Raw genomic sequence first — 17,687 nt, forward strand, 5'->3', positions numbered from 1 at the left:
TCGCGCACGTGTCGTACCGTGAGCGCATGACCACCCCGCCGCAGGGCCCGTACGGGCCGCCGCCGCCGCCCACGCCCCCGCAGAGCCCCTACGGCCCGCCCGCCGCCGCTCCGGGGGCACCGCCGCAACAGCCCTACGGACAGCCGCAACAGCCCTACGGCTACCCGCAGCAGCCTCCTGCCCCGCCCCAGCAGGGCGGCGGTTGGGGGCAACCCGGCTGGGGGCAGCAGCCCGGCATACCCGGTGGGGGCGCTCCCGGCTGGCCGCCCCACGGACCGCAGCCGCCGCGCAGGAAGCGGCCCGTGCTGATCGTGGGGATCGTGGCCGGCGCGGTCCTGGCGGCGGGCGGCATCACCTACGGGGTCTCCCAGCTGGTCGGGAGGACCGCCGACGCGGCGTTCCCGGAGGCCGAGTACCAGCTCGTCCTGCGGCAGAAGGTGCTGGACGGCGAGTTCACCCTGGCCCAGGACCTGTCGTCGTCCGAGGGCAAGAAGATCGAGGACATGTACGACCCCTCCGTCCGGGACGCGAAGGCCGTCGTCGGCCAGTACGGCTCGGCCGAGGGCGGAGCCCTGGTGATCTCCGGGATGTACGGGCGGTTCACCGAGCCGGAGGCGATGAGCGGCAAGATGATGGAGGGCGGGGCCGAAGGGCAGGGCGCGACCGTCGCCGTCCCCCCGAAGGAGTTCACCCCCGCCGGTCACGACATCACGCTGAAGTGCCAGGTGCTCCAGTCGAACCAGAACGGCGTCAGGGCGAACATCCCGATGTGCGCCTGGGGCGACGACAACACGGGGGCGTCCGTGGGGATCATCCGTCCCGAGACGGCCGTCGAGGACGCCACGGCGATCGACCTGGAGGCGGCGGCGGCCGAGACCGCCGAGATCCGCGAGGAGATCCGCGAGGAGATCCGGCGGCCGGCCGGCTGACCCGTCGCGGTCCGGGTGCGACCGGGCCGGGGCCGGGCCCGTCACCGGCCCAGGCCGTCCGCCCGGCGTGGATCAGAGCACCCCGGCCGGCGCCGGAAAACGGGTGCGCAGGGTGAACGCCCGCTCGGTCGGGCCGTGTTCGCGCAAGTGGAGCAGGCGCTCCTCGGCGTCCGCGACCGTCGGGCGTTCCCCCGCGGGCACCCACCACAGGGCGGTCATCGCCTCCCGGATCTGCTCGAACCACTCGCGGCGCCGGCGCATCAGCTCCCGGTGCCGCCCGGCGTACATGAAGGCGGTGAGCGCTTCCGCGTCCCGCCACACGGACATGTTGATGATCATCCAGTCGTCCCCGAAGACCGGGACGTCCGTGGCGTTCCCGGAGTCCGAGCGCAGCCGCCAGACGAACCCCTCGGCCCGGTCGGCGACCGCGTTCACCGGGTCCAGCCCGTCGACGAAGTCCTTCAACTGCGGTGAATCCAGCGGGAAGCTGAGCCGGGAGATGTTCACCTGGGCCAACTCGTGGTTCCCGCTGCCGTTTTTCGTCTCCATGAAGGTCATGACCGCACGGTAGGCAGGGTGTTCTCCACCGCGCGGGCCATTCCGAGCAGCGAGACGTCCGCCCCGCGCCGCGCCACCAGGTGGAGCCCCACCGGACAGCCGTCTCCGGTGAATCCGGCGGGCAGGCTGGCCGCCGGATGGCCGCTGAGGTTGAACGCCCAGGTCAGGGCGGTGGAGTAGAGGTCGCCCGGACCCTCGTGGCCGTGCGGCCGGTTCGGCGTGACCGGGCTCAGCAACAGGGGCGCGGCGGCGAAGAGGTCATCGAGCCGGCCGTCGTTCGCCCGCCGGACCGCCACTGCCTCCGGGTCCCCGGGCGTCCCGCCCCGTACCGCCTGCCAGGCCCGCACCGGGTCGAGCAGAGCGCAGTCGGCGTCCAGCAGGCGTACGGTTCCCGCCGCGACGAGCCGGTCCACGGCCGCCCGGACGATGCCCGCAACCTCCGGGTCGACGTCGGCGAAGCCGAGGTCCTCGCTGTAGACGGCGGGCAGCGGAAGGGCAGGGGCGGCGGGCGGCTCGTACCCGTCCAGGACATGGCGGAGATACCGCTCCGCCCCGGCCGCCGACCGCGCCAGCACACCGGCGGAGGCCAGCCCGGACCGGTCGGGGGAGGGCAGCAGCCCCCTCGTCGTCTTCAGCCCGAACACCCCGCACCAGGCGGCCGGGATGCGCACGGACCCGGCCCCGTCGCTGCCCGTCGCCAGCTCCACCATCCCCGCCGCCACCGCGACCGCCGCCCCGGCCGACGATCCGCCCGGCGTACGGTCCGCCCGCCACGGGTTGACCGTACGGCCGTGCGCCCCCTGCCCCCAGGTCTGCCAGTAGGTGCCGGGCCCGGGCACCGACGTCGCGCCGACCGGGACCCCGCCCGCCGCGATCAGCCGGCGAGCCGCGTACGACCGGATGCCGGAGGGGCCCTTCACCGCGAACGGCAGCCCGCCCAGCGGGAGTCGCCGCGCCACGGCCTCCCGCTCCCGGGCGAGCGACTCGCCCGGCCAGACCTCGACGAACGCGTGCAGTGCCGGGTCCAGCTCCTCGATCCGCCGCAGGGCCTGGCCGACCCTTCCCGTCCGCCTCACCACGCCGTGCACGCACTCTCGCCGCAGCGACCCCAGAGCCACGTACGTCCGGTACGACGGCCCGGGGCCGGCACGCCGAGAGCACGCACCTGACGCCGCGCGGCCGCCCTGCGGACGACGACGCGAAGGGTCACACAGGCCCTGGCCACGGCGGAGGTCGTACGCGTCATGGCCCCAGTCTGCCCGCACCGCCCGACGCCGGGCGGGTCACTCCTCCAACGCCTCCTCCATCACGGCCCGGGCGATCGGGGCCGCGCTGCCGCCTCCGCTGATGTCGGCCCGGTCGGCGGCGGCGTCCTCCACCACCACCGCCACCGCGACGGCGGGACGGCCGGAGTCGGGGGCCTGGGCCCAGGAGATGAACCAGGCGTACGGCAGACCGGAGTTGTCGACGCCGTGCTGGGCGGTGCCCGTCTTGCCGCCGACCGTCACCCCGTCGATCGCCGCGTTCGACCCGGTGCCGTTCTCCACCACCTCGACCATCATCCGCTGGAGTTGCACGGCCGTCGCCGGGTTCATCGGCCGCTCGTACGACTCCGACCCCTGCTGCCGGACGGTGTCCCCGTCGTTCGTGGTCACCCGGTCCACCAGATGCGGACGGCGCAGATCCCCGCCGTTGGCCACCGCCGAGGCGACCATCGCCATCTGGAGCGGGGTCGCCGTCGTGTTGAACTGCCCGATCGAGGACAGGGCCAGCTGGTCCTCGCTCATGTCCGTGTCGAAGTTGCTCCGCGCCACCCCGGACGGGATGCGCAGCCCGGTGTCGTTGAAGCCGAACTTCTCCGCCGTCTCCACCATCCCGTCCAGGCCGACCTCCACCCCGAGATGGGCCATCACGGTGTTGCAGGAGACCCGGATCGCGTCCGCCAGAGACGCCTCCTCGCAGCCCCTCGCCTCGTTCGGCAGCGTCGTCCGCGTCCCCGGCAGGACGTAGGGCGACGGGGTGTCCGTGGCCGCGTCGGCGTCCGTCACCTCGCGGGCGTCCAGGGCCGCGGCCGCCGTCACGATCTTGAAGGTGGAGCCCGGCGGATAGGTCTGCCGGATGGCCCGGTTGAGCATCGGCAGGCTCTTGGCCGCGTTCAGCCGGGTCCACGCGTCGGTCACCGCGGAGCCGGTCCCGGACAGCCGCTCGGGGTCGTACGACGGGGTGGAGACCAGGGCCAGGATCGCGCCCGTCGACGGATCCAGGGCCGCCACCGCGCCCCGCCGCCCGCGCAGCCCCTCGTAGGCGGCCTGCTGCATCGACGCCTTGATCGTGGTGACGACATCGCCGCCCGGCTGCCGCCCCCGCGTGAACTCGTTCCAGAAGGGCACCGGCGCCAGCAGCGAGTCCGTACCGGACAGCACGGCGTCCTCGGCGTTCTCGATCAGCGTGGTGCCGTACGTCTGCGAGGCGTATCCGGTCACCGGCGCGTACAGCGGGCCGTGCAGATAGGTGCGCTCGAAGCTGAGCTGCTCGCCGGTCTCCTTGTTGCCGGTCACGGGCCGGTCGCCGACCAGGATGTTGCCGCGCGGCTGGTCGTAACGGGCGATGGAGCTGCGGCGGTTGGCCGGGTTGTCGTCCAGCTCGTCGGCCTCGAAGAGCTGGACGCGGGCCGCGTTGACCAGCAGCGCCACGAGCAGCAGCAGACAGAAGGCGGCGGCCCGCCGGATGTAGCGGATCACCGGTCCTCCTCCCCGGCCGCCGCGATGACCCCGGTCTCCACCTGCTCCGGGTGAGGTCTGCGCGCGACGTCGCTGACCCGGATCAGCAGCGCCACGATGATCCAGTTGGTGACGACGGACGAGCCGCCCTGCGCCAGGAACGGCATCGCCATCCCGGTCAGGGGGATCAGCCCCATGACCCCGCCCGCGATCACGAACACCTGGAGCGCCAGGATCGAGGCGAGACCGATGGCGAGCAGCTGCCCGAACGGGTCGCGCAGGGCGAGCCCGGCCCGGTAGCCGCGCGCCACGAGCAGCGCGTAGAGCAGGAAGATCGCGGTCAGCCCGCTCAGTCCCAGCTCCTCGCCCGCGGTCGCCAGGATGAAGTCGGACTTGGCGGCGAAGCCGATGAGGATGGACTGGCCGGCGCCGAGCCCGGTACCCAGCATCCCGCCCGCGGCGAACGCGAACAGCGACTGGGCGAGCTGGCCCGGGCCCTGCCCCGCGTCGATCGAGGCGAACGGGTCCAGCCAGTCCTGCACCCGGCTGTGGACGTGCGGTTCGAAGGAGCCCACGACGAAGGCCCCGACGGCGGCCAGGAGCAGGCCGACCGCGATCCAGCCGGTCCGGCCCGTCGCCACGTACAGCATGATCACGAAGAGCCCGAAGAACAGCAGCGAGGTGCCGAGGTCACGCTCCAGTACCAGCACCCCGACGCTCAGCAGCCAGATCGCCACGATCGGCCCGAGCACCCGGCCGGAGGGCAGTTGCAGCTTCCACGCCGTGCGGCCGGTGTACGCGAGCGCGTTGCGGTTGCCGGCCAGATAGGCGGCGAAGAACACGGCGAGCAGGATCTTGGCGAACTCCCCGGGCTGGAAGGAGAGTCCGCCGATCCGGATCCAGATCTTCGCCCCGTTCACCGCCGGGAAGAAGATCGGCACGGTCATGAGCACGAGCGCCGCGGCCACCGAGAGATACGCGTACCGCTGGAGCACCCGGTGGTCCCGCAGCAGCACCACCACGGCGGTGAACAGCGCGACGCCGAGCGTCGACCAGACGAGCTGGGTGGGTGCGGCCTGGTCCCTGGGGGTCTCCAGATCGAGCCGGTAGATCAGCACCAGGCCAAGACCGTTGAGCAGGACGGCGATCGGCAGCAGCAGCGGATCGGCGTACGGGGCCCGGAAGCGGACCGCCACATGGGCGAGCAGCGCGAGCGCCCCGAGCCCGGCGCCGTACCCGGCGACATCGGGGGGCACGGCGCTGTCGTGGGCGAGGCCGACCGCCGCATAGCCGAAGACAGAGATCAGGACGGCCCCGACGAGGAGGGCGAGCTCCACCCCGCGCCGCTTGGGCAGGCGGAGCTCGGGCGGGGGAGCGTCCGCCGTCGTTGCGGTCATGCCCCGCAACGTAGCAAGAGGTGGACGGTATTTCCCTTATGTCACACCTTTGCTCATGTCAGGCCCCCGTCTCGCGCCGGGTCCCCGCCCACGTCGGAGCCCCCTCCGCGCACGCGCCCGCCCGCGAAGCGCGCGGCGACACGGCCGGGCTTCGCGGGCGGGCGGATGGGCGGGGTACGGGTGACGCGAGGTCAGCACCACTTCGGCGCGGAGCCGATGTTCTCGATGTAGCGGGCCGAGCCCCAGGCCCAGGTGCCGTCGGTCAGCAGGTACCAGCGGTTGTTGCCGTCTACCTTGTCGCCCTGCGTCTTGCAGAAGATGTTGACGTACGAGCCGTACTTGACCGAGCCGACGACGCGGCTGCTGCGGGTCGGCTTGTCACGGAGCAGCAGGTACGGCTTGGCGATGACCCGTCCCTTGTAGGTCCGCTTGGCCGCCTGGGGCCGCGCCTGGCCCTGGGCCTGCGCCTCCTGGCGGGCCTCCTTCTGCTGCGCCTCGTGCTCGCGCTGCAGCGCCGAGGCGGAGAGCTCGTCGGACATCGGGTCCGGAGCGGTGGCCTCCGTACGCTGGCCGACGGGCTGGGGGTCGGCCGCCAGCGCGGCGGGAGCGGCGGCCGTGAGCGCCGCGAGCGTGCCGGTGGCGACGCAGAGACCGAGCCGGCGGAGCCGCGAGGAGCGGGACAGGGGGGACATGCTGCCTCCATGCGATGAGGAAAGGGACCGTGGGGGACACGAGCTGGGCTCGTGATCGTCACGCTAAATTCGCCACTCACGGTCTGCAACGCGTCACGATGCGTGAGGGGCGCTCCTCGTTGAGCCGTCCGGGTCGTCCGGGCCCTCCGGACCCCCGTCACCACCGGGATTCCCGTCACCGTCGCCGTCACCGAGCCTCACGTACTCCGGCAGGGTCAACCGGGCGAGCGCGCCGCCGTCCGGCGGATTGTCGAAGTCCAGCCGGGCGCCGATGACCTGGGCCTGGCCGAGGGCGATGGTCAGCCCGAGACCGTGCCCCTTGCCCGCGCCGTCCGTGCGGAACCGCTGCGGCCCGCCGTCCAGCAGATACGCCGGAAACCCGGGGCCGTGGTCCGTCACGGAGACCACCGGGCCGTCCACGCTCAGCACCACCGGAGGACCCCCGTGCCGATGGGCGTTGGCCACCAGGTTGCCGATCACCCGCTCCAGGCGCCGCCGGTCGGTCTCCACCCGCGCCGCGCCGCTCACCCGTACCTCGGTGTCGGTGCCCGACGCCCGCACGACCCGCTCCGCCACCGGCGCGAGGTCGTGCACGGCGAGGTCGACCTGCTCGGTACGGGCGTCGAGGCGGGAGATCTCCAGCAGGTCCTCCGTCAGCGCCCGCATTGCCTTCACCCGGTCGCGCACCAGCTCCGCCGGGCGGCCCGGCGGCAGCAGTTCGGCGGCGGCCGACAGACCGGTCAGCGGGGTGCGCAGCTCGTGCGCCACGTCGGCGGTGAACCGCTGCTCGGTCTGGAGCTTGCGCTGGAGGGTCGAGGCCATCGTGTCGAGCGCGCCCGCCACGATCGCCACCTCGTCCTGGGCGCGGACCGGACGCGCGGTCCGTGGGTCCGCCACCCGGGCGTCGAGGTCGCCCGCGCTGATCCGGCGGGCCACCCGGGCGCTCTGGTGGAGCCTGCGGGTCACCCGGCCGACGGCGAACAGCCCGACGAGCAGGGTGGCGGCGATGGCCAGCAGCGAGGAGCCGATGATCGCCCGGTCCAGCCCGCCGATGGTGCGGGCGCTGTGGCTGTAGTCCGTCCAGGTGGCCAGCGCCCGCCCGTCCGCCGGGCCCGCCGCCCACATGGCGGGGCCGCCCTGCCCGTCCGGGTCGCCCGGCGGGTGCGGTCCGTCCGCGACGAGGGTGCCCCGCTCGCCGTCGGCGGCCAGGGCGCGCAGCGAGGCGGGCAGGCCCGGCGGGTCGATGCCGGAGCCCCGGGGCAGCGGCTCCCCGGCCTCGTACGCGTCGGTGACGACCTCCAGCCGGCTCAGCGCCTTCTCGCGGGCGTGCTCGACCGTCTGCCGGGTGACCGCGGTGTGCACCAGGAGGCCGAGGAGGGCGGCCAGGGTGCAGCACATGGCGGTCAGGAGGACCGCCGACTTCCAGGTCAGGCTCGCCGTCCAGGAGGGCGAGCGGAACCGGCGCCGACGTCTCATCGCGCCCCCGCGGTGGATTCCGAAGGCGTACGGGAGGAGGCGGAGGGCGTCGGCGGGCGCGTCGCCCCCGGCGCCTTCCGGTGCTCGGGCGTCCGCAGGATCTCGTCACGGGTGGCCAGCATCGCGCGCTGCCGCTCGTCCCAGGACCACGCGGTGCGGTACTCGTACCCCGGGATCACCGAGGGCGCCCGCATGATCAGGTCCCGGCCCGCCAGCTCCACGCTGATCACGGCGTCGTAGGTGGACATGATCCGGGTCAGCCCGCCCCCGTCCGGCATGTAGACGCGCACGGCGAGCTGCCGGTCGGGCATCCGGATGCCGAGCACCAGCTCGTCTCTGCCGTCGCCGGTCAGATCGCGGTAGTACGGCGGGAGGACCGGGCAGTCGTCCGGGGCGGTCCGGCACGCCTGGATCTGCCGGACCGTGCCGTCCGGCAGCTCGTCCAGGCCGCTGTCCCGGTCCGTCTTCGCCTTCAGACCGGCCTGAGCCACGGCCACCGGGTCCAGCCGCCGCACATCACCGCCGGTCACCCGGATCCCCGGGATGCGGGCGGTCTCGCCCTCGCCGTAGTCGTACGGGGCGGCGGAGGCCGGCGGCAGATCCGGCCAGAGGCTCTTGGGCTCGACGGCCGACGGCGCGTCCCCCGCGCTCTTCAGCCCGCCGGCCGCGCCGCAGCCGGACAGCAGGGCGAGCGCGGCGACGGCGGACACGGCGGTGCGGGTCGCCGCCGGGGCGCGGTGCGGGCGCACGGCTCGCCTCCTCTTCCGACGACAGCGATCTCACACCCTAATCGGACGTCCGCGCGCAATGCCCGGTTCGCACCATCGTGTAACGGTGCGTGGCTCTACGTTCGCCGCAGGGTCAGCGCCGGTACGGGTCAGCGCTGGTACGGGTTCTGCCCGGGCGGCGTGACGCCGGGCTGCTGCGGGGCCTGACCGTAGGCGTTGCCGTCCTGCCCGGCCGCGGCCTGGGCGAGCAGCTGGTCCGCCTCCTCCTTGGGTATCTGCCGCTCCCCGCCGCAGAACGTGCACTGCGTGGCGTACTTCGTCGAGAACGGGAACAGCGGCACGAAGAACAGCGTGAACTTCGTGACCCGCTTGCGCAGGGTGTGCGCCGCCGGATTGCCGCACCAGCCGCACACCATCGTCAGGACGGCCAGCTGGTAGAGGTAGCCCTTGGTACCGAAAATGATCATGTCGTGGTCCCTTTCCCCGTCCCCCGGAGTGCCTGTCGGCACAGCGCCAGGAGCTTTTCGTCCTCGTGGATGTCATGACTGCCGTACCCGCCGTCCATCGCGTTGTGACGGCGTACGGAGGCGAGTTCGCTCCGCAGGACGTGTGCCGCGGCCGACCCCTCCGGGACCGGCCCCATCCGTGCCAGGCATTCTGCCACCCGGACCCGGACATGGCGGCTCTGCTCCCAGGCGGTGAGCAGAGCGTCGGTGGTCTCCCGCGACCGGCCGGACACCTCCCACAGCGCGATCGCCGCATCCACCCGCAGCCACAGCTCCTCGTGTGCCAGCAGCCCGCGCAGCCTTGGCGCGACCACCGCGGCACGCGGCCCCAGGGCCCCCAGCGCCACCGCCGCCGCCCGCCGGTCGTGCACCTGGTCCGACTGGAGGCCCTCGATCAGCACCGGCAACACCGCCTCCGCGTCCCCGGAGACCGCCCACAGCGCCTCGGCCGCCTCCGTCGCGGAGGCCGTCCCCGGGCGGCGGATCAGCGCCCGCAGCTCCGGGACGGCCTCCCGCGCGGCGGGCCCGAACGACCCCAGCGCCCGCAGCGCCGCCGTACGCAGCCACTCGCCCCGGTACTCCGGCGCCCCGCGCAGCACCCGCAGCACCTCGGGGGCGGCCTCGCCCGCGCGCAGCCCGGTCAGCCCGGCCAGCAGCGGGCTCGCCCGGTCGTAGGCGCCCTCGTCCAGAACCACTTCCGCGAGCCTGCGCCGCAGCGCCCCGGCGAGCGGCCGGGCCACCGCCCCCAGGTGGCCCACCGCGAACCCCACGTCGTGCGCCACCTGCGGCAGCTCCAGGGCCGCCGCGAGCGCGGGCACCGCACGGGCGTCGCCGAGCCGCGCCAGGGCCTTCACGGTCGAGCCGAGCCCGGGCGGACCGCTGGCCCAGGTCTTCACCCAGCTCCCGGGGTCGGCGGCCAGCCGGGCGGCCAGGGCGTCCGCGGCGGGCGCGGCGAGGCCGAACAGCTCCTCCAGCACATGGGACGCGGCCTCGGCCAGCCGGGGCTCGGGGTCGGAGAGCTGCTCGCCGACGAGCGCCACCAACTCCTCGTACGGGCCGCGCCAGGCCCGTATCAGCCCGCCGCTCATCCGTACAGCGTCGATGCGCTGCCGACGGTCGGGGCTGCGCAACTGGTCGGCGAGCAGCGCTGTGCGGTCGCCGACCCGGTCGTCCAGGCCGACGTGCAGGGTGCGCAGCAGATCAGCGGCCCAGGGAGCGCCGCGTCCGGCGTTCTCCTGGGCGGAGAGCGACCGCAGCTGCCCCACGAGCGTCGGCGTCGCGACGTGCTCGCCCCGACAGGTCTCCGCCGCGGTCACGTGCTCCGCGTCGACGGGCTCGGCGTCCACCGGCTCCGAGTCGACCGGTTGCGCGTCCACCGCCTCCGCTTCGAACGCCTCCGCTTCGAACGCCTCCGCTTCGAACGACTCCGCGTCGGGGGTCCGGCCGGGGCCCGGATCGGCTCCTTCCCGTGCGGCGTCGCCTTCCGGGGCGGCGCACTCCTCCGGCGCCGTACGCATCTCGCGCAGCAGCCCCGAGACCACCGGCACCACGTCGTCGGGCAGCCCGTCGGGCGAACAGCGCGCCAGCTGGGCCAGGGCCGCGAGCCGCAGCCTCGGGGAGTGCGCCCGGGACGCCAGCCGGCCCAGCCACTCCGCGACCCGTCCCGCCAGCGGCCGGTGCCGCAGCGCGACCCGCCCGGCCGCCTCCACGAGGGCGAGCCGTACCTCCTCGTCGGGCTCCACCGGAAGCCGCTCCCGCAGCAGCGCGAGCACCCGCACGGGGTGCCGGTGCAGCGTGGCGAGCGCCAGCGGGGCCGCGAGCCGCACCCCGGGGTCCTCGTCGGCGATCAGCTCGAAGAACACCCCCGCGCCCGCGGTGACCGCCGCCGCCGCCATCGCGTAGTTCGCGGCGCCCTCGATCTCGTCCTCGTCGATCTCCGCCTCGTCGTCCTCGTCGAGGTCGAAGCCGCCGATGCTGGTGAGCAGTTCGACGACACTGCCCCGGTCCTGCACCCCCGGGGCCACGATCAGCTCGAACAGGAACGGGATGCACGCGAGCGTGCACGCGTACACATCGCCCTGGTGGTGCACCGCGCCGTACATGCCGTCGAGCGCGGCCTCCCGCTCCGCCGGATCGTCGGACGCCAGCCCCCGCAGCAGCTCCGGCACATCGTCGGCAGGCCCGTAGGCATGCTCCATCGAGGCCCAGTCGACCTCGTCGATCCCCGAGAACACGCCATCCCCTCCCCACGACCACGACAGCGCCCGGACCGGAGCGCCCCGTGCCGCGCCCTGTCCGTCACACCCCTCCCGGCGCGCCCCGTAGAAAGCGCCTGCGCAGAGTGTGCACCACCGGTCCGACAATCCACCCGCCACTTGTGGCCTTTCCTCGGCCCGTAACCAGGTCATGACCCCATCAAGACGTTTCGGCCGTGAGGTCCGTGGGAGATCCCGGTGAACGGTGCCGCCTCCGGGAACGTCCCGGCGGGTCTCCCGGAGGCTCCGGGGGGCTCAGGACGTCTCCCGGGGGTGTCACGCGGGCAGCGGACGTGCCTGTTCCGGGTCGTTCAGCGGCGCGAGGAGGTCGCCGAGCCGGTCCAGCCGGGCGGCCATGTCCTCGGCGCGGAACACCAGGGCGCCGGCCTCCCGGCACCCCGCGATCTCGTCCCAGGTGACCGGGGCCGAGACGGTGGGCTCGGGCCTGGCGCGCAGGGTGTAGGGCGTGGCGGTCGTCTTCGACGCGGCGTTCTGGCTGAAGTCGACGAACACCTTGCCCGGCCGCAGAGCGCGCTTCATCCGGTGCAGGGCGAGCCCAGGGAGGGCCTCTTCCGCCTCCACGGCGAGCCGCTTCGCGTACGCGGACACCTCGCCGGACGGGGTCGGCTCCAGCGGAACCAGCAGGTGCAGCCCCTTGGACCCGGACGTCTTCCCGTACGCGAGCAGCCCGTCCGCCGCCAGCCGCTCCCGCAGCCAGAGCGCCACCGCGCAGCACTGCACGACGGTCGCGGGGGAGCCGGGGTCCAGGTCGAAGACCATCCGGTCGGCGATCTCCGGCGCGTCGTCACGCCACTGCGGGGTGTGGAACTCCACCACCAGGTTCGCCGCCCACATCAGCGAGGCCAGATCGCCCACGACCACCTGCCGGGCGCCCGGGTCCTCGCTCCGGGGGACCGGGGTGGTCCCCACCCAGGCGGGCGTACCGGGCGGCGGATTCTTGGTGAAGAAGAGCTGGCCGCCCGGCCCGTCCGGATACCGCAGGAAGGACACGGGCCGGTCGCGCAGATGAGGCAGGATCACACCGCCCGCGGTGGCCGCGTAGTAGTGCAGCACCTCGCCCTTGGTCGTTCCGGTGGCCGGATACAGGACCTTGTCGAGATTGCTGAGCGAGACCCGTCGCCCCTCCACCTCGGTGATCGGCGTCATACGATAAGAGTCACACGAAATCATGCCAAAGCGTTTCTAAGCGCCCAAGAGTCCTTCATGGTCGAGAGTCCATCACGATCGGCAGGGGTGAACGGTGAGGTCCATCTGGAACGGCGCGATCTCCTTCGGGCTGGTCAGCATCCCGATCAAGCTGGTCAACGCCACCGAGAACCACTCGATCCACTTCCGGCAGATCCACCTCGCCGACGGTGGCCGGATCCGGTACCGCAAGGTCTGCGAACTGGACGAGGAGGAGGTCGCCGGCGGTGACATCGGCAAGGCCTACGAGGACGCCGACGGCACCATGATCCCGATCACCGACGAGGACCTCGCCCAGCTCCCGCTGCCCACGGCGAAGACGATCGAGATCGTCGCCTTCGTACCCGCGGACCAGATCGACCCGCTCCAGATGGACGCGGCGTACTACCTCTCCGCCAACGGCGTCCCGGCCGCCAAGCCCTACACCCTGCTCCGCGAGGCCCTCAGGCGCAGCAACAAGGTCGCCGTCGCCAAGTACGCCCTGCGTGGCCGCGAACGGCTCGGCATGCTCCGCGTGGTGGACGACGTGATCGCCATGCACGCCCTGTTGTGGCCGGACGAGATCCGCGCCCCCGAGGGTGTCGCCCCGGACGGCGACGTCACGGTCCGGGACGCCGAACTCGACCTGGCGGACGCCCTGATGGACACGCTCGGCGAGGTCGACATGGACAGCCTGCGCGACGACTACCGGGAGGCGGTGGAGGAACTCATCGCCGCCAAGGCCTCCGGTGAGAGCGCGCGCCCGGCCGAGTCCGAGGACGCCGGCGGCGGCAAGGTCATCGACCTGGTCGCGGCCCTGGAGAACAGCGTGCGGGCGGCCAGGAAGTCCCGGGGCGAGGGGGGAGCCGGGACGGAGGACGAGGGCGACATCGCCGACGTCCACCCCATCGAGAAGACGTCCGGAAAGTCCGCCGGGAAGACGTCGGGGAAGTCGTCCGCGCAGACCACGAAGAAGACGACGCACCGCACGCCGACCGGCAAGACGGTCACCCGCTCCGGCAGCTCCACGACCAAGAAGTCCGCGCCCAAGTCCACCGGCGCGAAGAAGTCCACGTCGACGGCGAAGAAGTCCGCCGGTAGCGGGGGGAGCGGCGGGGGCCGGACGACCGCGAAGAAGACCGCGTCGAAGACCGCTGCGAAGAAGCGGACGTCGTCGAGCGGCGGCACCTCGGCGAAGAAGACGGCGTCCTCCCGCAAACGCGCCTCGGCCTGACGGCGGGACGGGCGGAGCCGGGAGGCAGGACGATCCGCATCCGGGAGGCGAGGCGATCCGCCCCCCGGAACTACGCGACCAGGTCTCCGACGCCCACGGCGGCGCCTTCCTCACCGCCGAACCGGACGGCAGCGTCATCGGGAAGAACCCCCGCCCCCAGGGCTGAACACCGGCTCGACCGGATCCGGCAGGAGCGGCAGGTCCAGCCCGAACGGATCCCGCTCGATGACGTAGGTGCAGCTGGTGTACGTGTAGCCCGGCTGGACCTTCGACCCCGAGGAGTAGCTGTCCACGCCGGCGGTCGCGCCCGTGCCGTGTTTGTAGAGGAAGTGGTACTCCCCGGCGGGAAGCTGGAGCCGCGCCTTCGGGTAGCTCCTGCCGCTCGCCTTGCAGGCCCGTCGCGGCCCTTCTGAGGCGCTGTACCGTTCGCACCCGGCGCAAGCCTTCAGGCTGACGGTGCCGGTGACCGGGCCGGTGTAGAGCACCTCGACCGTGTTCGGCGCGTCATTGCTGATGACCAGCTCCATCCGGGCCCCGCCGGGCCGCTTCGACGGCGGCAGCCGCTTGCCCGCGGCCGGCCGGTCGTCGGCTATCTCCGCGGCTATCGCGATGTTCCGCGCCTGCCGCACCCGCCCGTCGCTCTGGTACGTCCGCGCGAAGTCGGTCAGCGTGGTGCGCGCGTCGCCGAACTTCTCGTCCTTGAACTGGTCGACTCCACAGGCGTACACCCCGTCCACGACGCCTTGGTCGGCATCGGCGCTCAGCGCCTTCACTCCCTCGGAGGGAAGCTGCGAGGCAGTGGCGCCGAGGCCGCGCAGCACCTGGGTGGCCGCACACGGCTCGGCCCCCTTCAACGCCGCGACCTGGGTCGTGATCCGCTCGCCGATCGCCGGCCCGACCTGCCGCGCGGAGACGGAATCGGGGAACGTACGCAACAGCTCGCCCAGCTCCGTACTGCCATCACCGCTGCCGCCGTCCCCACTGCCGCCGCCCGACCCGCCGAGGCGCGAGACACCGCACGCGTACAGCGACTCGGCGAGCGGCTCGTCGGGCCAGGCGGCCAGGTCACCCAGCAGCTTTCCGTCCACCGAGTCCGGCAGCGTCCGCAGATGGGTCAACGGCGCGACGGCCTCGCAGTGCCGCTTTCTCGCGTACGGGGCGGAGACCGCGTCGTAGTACGCCTTCAGGCGATCCGGGACGAGCTTCGCGGCCCGCGAGTCGGGGTGGTCCTCGCCGAGCGTGCGATAGACGTCGAGGGCCTTCCCGTACTCGCCCTTCGCCGCACCGAACGGCTGCTGCGAGGCGGTGGCGACCCGCTCGTCCCCGGCCTCCAGCCTCTCCAGCAGCATCTGCTCCCGCGCCTCGTCCCGCGCGGAGCCGTACACCACCGCCCCGCCCGCCGGCACGGCCAGCAGCACCACGCCCAGCCCCACCGCCAGACCGGGCCGCCACGCCCCGCCCAGCACCGAACGCCGGGCGATCCGGCCCCCGTCGACGGCGGCGAGCACCAGAACGAGCAGATACCCGACGAGCACGCCCCCGGGCACCCCGTCCGGATCGGCCGGCAACGCCACCCACAGCAGCACCGCCGCGGCCGCCCAGCACACGGCGGCCCGAGCCCAGCGCCCCAACAGGGCGTAACCGAGCCCGAGCCCGGTCAGATTGAGCAACGCGACGGCGACCGCCCGTAACGGAGCACCGGGCGGCGGCGGCCCGACGGTCGGTGGACGGGAGGGCGGTGGCCCCAACCCGGACGACCCGAACCCGGACGACCCGAACCCGGACGACCCGAACCCGGACGACCCGAACGCGGGCGGCCCGTCCGGAGGCGGCGGCACGTCCCCGCCGAACCCTGCCCCGCCGGCTCCTCCCTGCCCCGCAGCCGCATACCGATCACCGGACTCCATACGGTCCCCCCACCGCCGAGCCGAAAAGTCACCGGGAATCTGCCCCGTTCTGTCACCGATCACGCACGTTCGCGGCGGCCTCTTCGTGCGTCGGGCCACCGCCGCCCCGCCTCACCCCCTAAACTGCCGAACGCCGCGACTGGCGCGTGCCCCGGCAGGGGCGCTCCGTGGAACCGACCACGAGGAAGCGGCACACCCCGGGTGCGCCCGGGGCGTCATCTCCGGAGAGCCGTCCGCCTGGGCATCCGGGTCCACGCCGCGTACAGCGGCCGACCCGGAAGGACTTCTTCCATGACCGCCCGGACCATCACCGCCACCGGCACAGCCACCCCCGCCGCCGCGCCACGCCATCCGGCCCTCACCGCGTCCGACCCGGAACTGGCCGTCCTGATCGGCGCGGAGGAGCGGCTCCAGGCCGACACCCTGCGCCTGATCCCCAGTGAGAACTATGTCTCCGCCGCCGTGCTCGAAGCCTCGGGCACCGTGCTCCAGAACAAGTACTCCGAGGGCTACCCCGGCAAGCGGTACTACGAGGGCCAGCAGATCATCGACCAGGTCGAGACGCTGGCGGTCCGCCGCGCCCAGGCCCTCTTCGGGATGGACCACGCCAACGTCCAGCCGTACTCCGGCTCCCCGGCCAACCTCGCCGCGTACCTGGCCTTCCTCCAGCCCGGCGACACCGTCCTCGGCATGTCCCTCCCGATGGGCGGTCACCTCACGCACGGCTGGGACGTCTCGGCCACCGGCCGCTGGTTCCGCGGCGTCCGGTACGGCGTCCGCCGCGACACCGGCCGGATCGACCTGGACGAGGTCCGCGACCTGGCCCTGGCCGAACGGCCCAAGCTCATCTTCTGCGGCGGCACGGCCGTCCCCCGCACGATCGACTTCGCGGGCTTCGCGGAGATCGCCCGCGAGACGGGCGCGGTCCTGGTCGCGGACATCGCGCACATCGCCGGCCTGATCGCGGGCGGCGCGCACCCCTCGCCCGCCGGTCACGCGGACGTCGTCTCCACCACCACCCACAAGACCCTGCGCGGCCCGCGCGGCGCGATGCTGCTCTCCACCGCCGAACACGCCCGCGCCATCGACCGCGCGGTCTTCCCCGGCCTCCAGGGCGGCCCGCACAACCAGACCACGGCCGCCATCGCCGTCGCCCTCGGCGAAGCCGCCACCGCCGGCTTCTGCTCCTACGCCCACCAGGTCGTGGCCAACGCCCGCGCGCTGGGCGAGGAGTTGGCCGCCCGCGGCTTCGACCTGGTCTCCGGCGGCACCGACAACCACCTCCTGCTGATCGACCTCACGAACAAGGACGTCCCCGGCAAGACCGCGGCCAAGGCCCTCGACCGGGCCGGCATCGTCGTCAACTACAACACCGTCCCCTACGACCCCCGTAAGCCGTTCGACCCCTCCGGCATCCGGATCGGCACCCCGGCACTCACCTCCCGGGGCGTCCCCGCCTCCGCGATGGGCACGGTCGCCGCCTGGATCGACACGGCCGTCGAAGCGGCGCGCACGGGCGACGAGACCGCGATCACGAAGGTGCGGGAAGAGGTGAAGGACCTCATGGACGCCTACCCGGCACCGGGGTTGCCCGTGTTCTGACGAGCCACTCTGTGCGCCTTCTTCACCTGTTCTCCGCCCTCCCAACCACCCTCTGTGGCACCGTGGATCGACTGATGATCCGGATCTCCGGGCATCCGCGTAGGGGGGACTGTCATGCGACTTCGTACCGTCGCGGCCTCGGCCGCACTCGTCCTGTGCGCCACGGTCGGCGCAGCGGCCTGTTCGTCCTCGCCGGATGCCACGGACGCCGACCGGCCAGCCGCCCCCGCCACCGCGCCGGCCCCCGCAGGCGGCCAGGAGGGGAAGATCGAAACGGGCGAGCGCCAAGCGGACGGCCCCGAGTTGAACGGGCAGAGCGTGGCGGGACCCGAGAAGTGCGCCACCTCTGCCGCCGAGATCCCGGCGGAGTGTGCCCTCGACCTCTCGTTCGCCGACGTCACCGAGGGGGAGCGGGCCGCCGAGCCCCCCACCCTGCCGTGAGCACCCGCTCGTGAACGGGTGAGAGCGCCGAGGGGGGCCGGCACACAACCGTGTGCC

Annotated in this window: 15 protein-coding genes; 4 read left to right on the plus strand and 11 right to left on the minus strand. The window is 73.4% G+C overall.

From position 1 onward, the window contains the following. The first annotated feature begins 26 nt into the window (after window positions 1–26). Window positions 27–929 (plus strand): hypothetical protein, encoded by a 903-nt coding sequence (locus ACFWRV_RS28225; RefSeq protein ID WP_384338543.1) that lies wholly within the window; start codon window positions 27–29, stop codon window positions 927–929. A 72-nt stretch (window positions 930–1,001) separates the two neighbouring features. Here the strand turns inward: ACFWRV_RS28225 and ACFWRV_RS28230 are convergent, their stop codons facing one another. From ACFWRV_RS28230 to ligD, 10 genes are all read right to left on the minus strand, one after another. Further along, on the minus strand, window positions 1,002–1,487 hold the full coding sequence (locus ACFWRV_RS28230) for a DUF3291 domain-containing protein (RefSeq protein WP_384338544.1): 486 nt from the start codon (window positions 1,485–1,487) through the stop codon (window positions 1,002–1,004). Beyond that, window positions 1,484–2,605 carry an amidase family protein gene (locus tag ACFWRV_RS28235; protein WP_384338545.1) on the minus strand — a complete coding sequence of 374 codons (1,122 nt, stop codon included), beginning with the start codon at window positions 2,603–2,605 and terminating at the stop codon, window positions 1,484–1,486. The genes ACFWRV_RS28230 and ACFWRV_RS28235 overlap by 4 nt, the downstream gene beginning before the upstream one ends. Window positions 2,606–2,770: 165 nt before the next feature. Continuing rightward, on the minus strand, window positions 2,771–4,228 hold the full coding sequence (locus tag ACFWRV_RS28240) for a peptidoglycan D,D-transpeptidase FtsI family protein (RefSeq protein ID WP_384338546.1): 1,458 nt from the start codon (window positions 4,226–4,228) through the stop codon (window positions 2,771–2,773). Next, window positions 4,225–5,604: an FtsW/RodA/SpoVE family cell cycle protein gene (locus ACFWRV_RS28245; protein WP_384338547.1), complete on the minus strand. Its 1,380-nt coding sequence runs from the start codon at window positions 5,602–5,604 to the stop codon at window positions 4,225–4,227. The genes ACFWRV_RS28240 and ACFWRV_RS28245 overlap by 4 nt, the downstream gene beginning before the upstream one ends. Before the next feature lie 191 nt (window positions 5,605–5,795). After that, entirely contained in the window at window positions 5,796–6,296 is a 501-nt protein-coding gene (locus ACFWRV_RS28250) for an SH3 domain-containing protein (protein WP_384338548.1), read from the minus strand. Window positions 6,297–6,389: 93 nt separating this feature from the next. After that, window positions 6,390–7,772, minus strand: coding sequence for an ATP-binding protein (locus ACFWRV_RS28255; protein WP_384338549.1), 1,383 nt, complete (start codon window positions 7,770–7,772; stop codon window positions 6,390–6,392). Continuing rightward, complete coding sequence (locus tag ACFWRV_RS28260) at window positions 7,769–8,521, minus strand: hypothetical protein (protein WP_384338550.1); 753 nt, start codon at window positions 8,519–8,521, stop codon at window positions 7,769–7,771. Before ACFWRV_RS28260 ends, ACFWRV_RS28255 begins: the two co-directional genes overlap by 4 nt. Before the next feature lie 128 nt (window positions 8,522–8,649). After that, window positions 8,650–8,967: a zinc-ribbon domain-containing protein gene (locus ACFWRV_RS28265; RefSeq protein ID WP_065491185.1), complete on the minus strand. Its 318-nt coding sequence runs from the start codon at window positions 8,965–8,967 to the stop codon at window positions 8,650–8,652. Beyond that, window positions 8,964–11,240 carry a HEAT repeat domain-containing protein gene (locus ACFWRV_RS28270; RefSeq protein WP_384338551.1) on the minus strand — a complete coding sequence of 759 codons (2,277 nt, stop codon included), beginning with the start codon at window positions 11,238–11,240 and terminating at the stop codon, window positions 8,964–8,966. The genes ACFWRV_RS28265 and ACFWRV_RS28270 overlap by 4 nt, the downstream gene beginning before the upstream one ends. Before the next feature lie 297 nt (window positions 11,241–11,537). After that, entirely contained in the window at window positions 11,538–12,428 is an 891-nt protein-coding gene (ligD, locus tag ACFWRV_RS28275; protein ID WP_384338552.1) for a non-homologous end-joining DNA ligase, read from the minus strand. 94 nt (window positions 12,429–12,522) lie between these two features. On the opposite strand from ligD, the gene ACFWRV_RS28280 reads away from it, so the two are divergent. Beyond that, window positions 12,523–13,680, plus strand: a complete 1,158-nt coding sequence (locus ACFWRV_RS28280) for a Ku protein (RefSeq protein ID WP_384338553.1) — start codon at window positions 12,523–12,525, stop codon at window positions 13,678–13,680. A 134-nt stretch (window positions 13,681–13,814) separates the two neighbouring features. On the opposite strand, the gene ACFWRV_RS28285 is transcribed toward ACFWRV_RS28280, so the two are convergent. Next, a complete protein-coding gene (locus ACFWRV_RS28285; RefSeq protein WP_384338554.1) occupies window positions 13,815–15,587 on the minus strand; it encodes a hypothetical protein in 1,773 nt (590 codons plus the stop codon). A 291-nt stretch (window positions 15,588–15,878) separates the two neighbouring features. Here ACFWRV_RS28285 and glyA point away from each other — a divergent pair, with 291 nt between their 5' ends. After that, the gene (gene glyA, locus ACFWRV_RS28290) at window positions 15,879–17,189 is read left to right on the plus strand and encodes a serine hydroxymethyltransferase (RefSeq protein ID WP_384338555.1); all 1,311 of its coding nucleotides are present in this window, start codon (window positions 15,879–15,881) and stop codon (window positions 17,187–17,189) included. A gap of 114 nt (window positions 17,190–17,303) precedes the next feature. After that, complete coding sequence (locus ACFWRV_RS28295) at window positions 17,304–17,630, plus strand: hypothetical protein (RefSeq protein ID WP_384338556.1); 327 nt, start codon at window positions 17,304–17,306, stop codon at window positions 17,628–17,630. Window positions 17,631–17,687 lie beyond the last annotated feature (57 nt).

Source organism: Streptomyces sp. NPDC058576 (genome assembly GCF_042718715.1).
GTDB lineage: Bacteria > Actinomycetota > Actinomycetes > Streptomycetales > Streptomycetaceae > Streptomyces.

Bases quoted from the DNA above. Each gene is read 5' to 3' on its own strand.
- ACFWRV_RS28225 (WP_384338543.1), top strand. From the start codon at position 27: ATGACCACCCCGCCGCAGGGCCCGTACGGGCCGCCGCCGCCGCCCACG.
- ACFWRV_RS28230 (WP_384338544.1), bottom strand. From the start codon at position 1,487: ATGACCTTCATGGAGACGAAAAACGGCAGCGGGAACCACGAGTTGGCC.
- ACFWRV_RS28245 (WP_384338547.1), bottom strand. From the start codon at position 5,604: ATGACCGCAACGACGGCGGACGCTCCCCCGCCCGAGCTCCGCCTGCCC.
- ACFWRV_RS28250 (WP_384338548.1), bottom strand. From the start codon at position 6,296: ATGTCCCCCCTGTCCCGCTCCTCGCGGCTCCGCCGGCTCGGTCTCTGC.
- ACFWRV_RS28255 (WP_384338549.1), bottom strand. From the start codon at position 7,772: ATGAGACGTCGGCGCCGGTTCCGCTCGCCCTCCTGGACGGCGAGCCTG.
- ACFWRV_RS28265 (WP_065491185.1), bottom strand. From the start codon at position 8,967: ATGATCATTTTCGGTACCAAGGGCTACCTCTACCAGCTGGCCGTCCTG.
- ligD (WP_384338552.1), bottom strand. From the start codon at position 12,428: ATGACGCCGATCACCGAGGTGGAGGGGCGACGGGTCTCGCTCAGCAAT.
- ACFWRV_RS28285 (WP_384338554.1), bottom strand. From the start codon at position 15,587: ATGGAGTCCGGTGATCGGTATGCGGCTGCGGGGCAGGGAGGAGCCGGC.
- glyA (WP_384338555.1), top strand. From the start codon at position 15,879: ATGACCGCCCGGACCATCACCGCCACCGGCACAGCCACCCCCGCCGCC.
- ACFWRV_RS28295 (WP_384338556.1), top strand. From the start codon at position 17,304: ATGCGACTTCGTACCGTCGCGGCCTCGGCCGCACTCGTCCTGTGCGCC.